The following is a 1,427-nucleotide window of genomic DNA, read 5'->3' as shown; positions in this document are numbered from 1 at the left end:
CCACTCCTACCAGCCTTTACAACGGTATGAGTGTAGTGATTATCAAGTTATCGGCTTATTAGTACCGGTCAGCTCCGACAGTCTTTAGTCCTGTCTTCCACATCCGGCCTATCAACCCAGTCGTCTGGCTGGGAGCCTCTCCCCCGAAGGGATGGAAATCTCATCTCGAAGCCGGCTTCCCGCTTAGATGCTTTCAGCGGTTATCCGTTCCGAACGTAGCTAATCAGCGGTGCTCCTGGCGGAACAACTGACACACCAGAGGTTCGTCCATCCCGGTCCTCTCGTACTAGGGATAGATCTTCTCAAATTTCCTGCGCGCGCAGCGGATAGGGACCGAACTGTCTCACGACGTTCTAAACCCAGCTCGCGTACCGCTTTAATGGGCGAACAGCCCAACCCTTGGGACCTACTCCAGCCCCAGGATGCGACGAGCCGACATCGAGGTGCCAAACCATGCCGTCGATATGGACTCTTGGGCAAGATCAGCCTGTTATCCCCGAGGTACCTTTTATCCGTTGAGCGACAGCGCTTCCACAAGCCACTGCCGGATCACTAGTCCCGACTTTCGTCCCTGCTCGACTTGTCAGTCTCACAGTCAAGCTCCCTTGTGCACTTACACTCGCCACCTGATTGCCAACCAGGTTGAGGGAACCTTTGGGCGCCTCCGTTACTCTTTGGGAGGCAACCGCCCCAGTTAAACTACCCATCAGGCACTGTCCCTGAACCCGATTAGGGTCCGAAGTTAGATATCCAGAGTGACCAGAGTGGTATTTCAACAATGACTCCACGAACACTAGCGTGCCCGCTTCAACGTCTCCCACCTATCCTACACAAGCCACACCGAACACCAATACCAAACTATAGTAAAGGTCACGGGGTCTTTCCGTCCTGCTGCGCGTAACGAGCATCTTTACTCGTAATGCAATTTCGCCGAGTTCGCGGTTGAGACAGCTGGGAAGTCGTTACGCCATTCGTGCAGGTCGGAACTTACCCGACAAGGAATTTCGCTACCTTAGGATGGTTATAGTTACCACCGCCGTTTACTGGGGCTTAAATTCTCAGCTTCGCCTTGCGGCTAACCGTTCCTCTTAACCTTCCAGCACCGGGCAGGCGTCAGTCCGTATACATCGTCTTGCGACTTAGCACGGACCTGTGTTTTTAGTAAACAGTCGCTTCCCACTGGTCTCTGCGGCCATCGAACGCTCCCGGAGCAAGTCCGTTCACGCCTCAGGCCCCCCTTCTCCCGAAGTTACGGGGGCATTTTGCCGAGTTCCTTAACCACGATTCTCTCGATCTCCTTAGTATTCTCTACCTGACCACCTGAGTCGGTTTGGGGTACGGGCAGCTAGAACCTCGCGTCGATGCTTTTCTTGGCAGCATAGGATCACCGATTTCGACTTGCGTCTACCCATCAGATCTCAGGCTAT

1 rRNA gene (only partly in view) is annotated in these 1,427 nt (G+C 54.1%); it reads right to left on the bottom strand.

Annotation, left to right across the window (positions count from 1 at the left end):
* Positions 1-38: 38 nt before the first annotated feature.
* A 23S ribosomal RNA gene (locus C5C29_RS16710) occupies positions 39-1,427 on the bottom strand (it continues 1,690 nt past the right edge of the window).

The organism is Rathayibacter sp. AY1H2, assembly GCF_002931985.1.
Lineage (GTDB): Bacteria > Actinomycetota > Actinomycetes > Actinomycetales > Microbacteriaceae > Rathayibacter.
The sequence above is the reverse complement of the archived record's forward strand: the minus strand, read 5'-3'. Positions and strand labels throughout refer to the sequence as shown.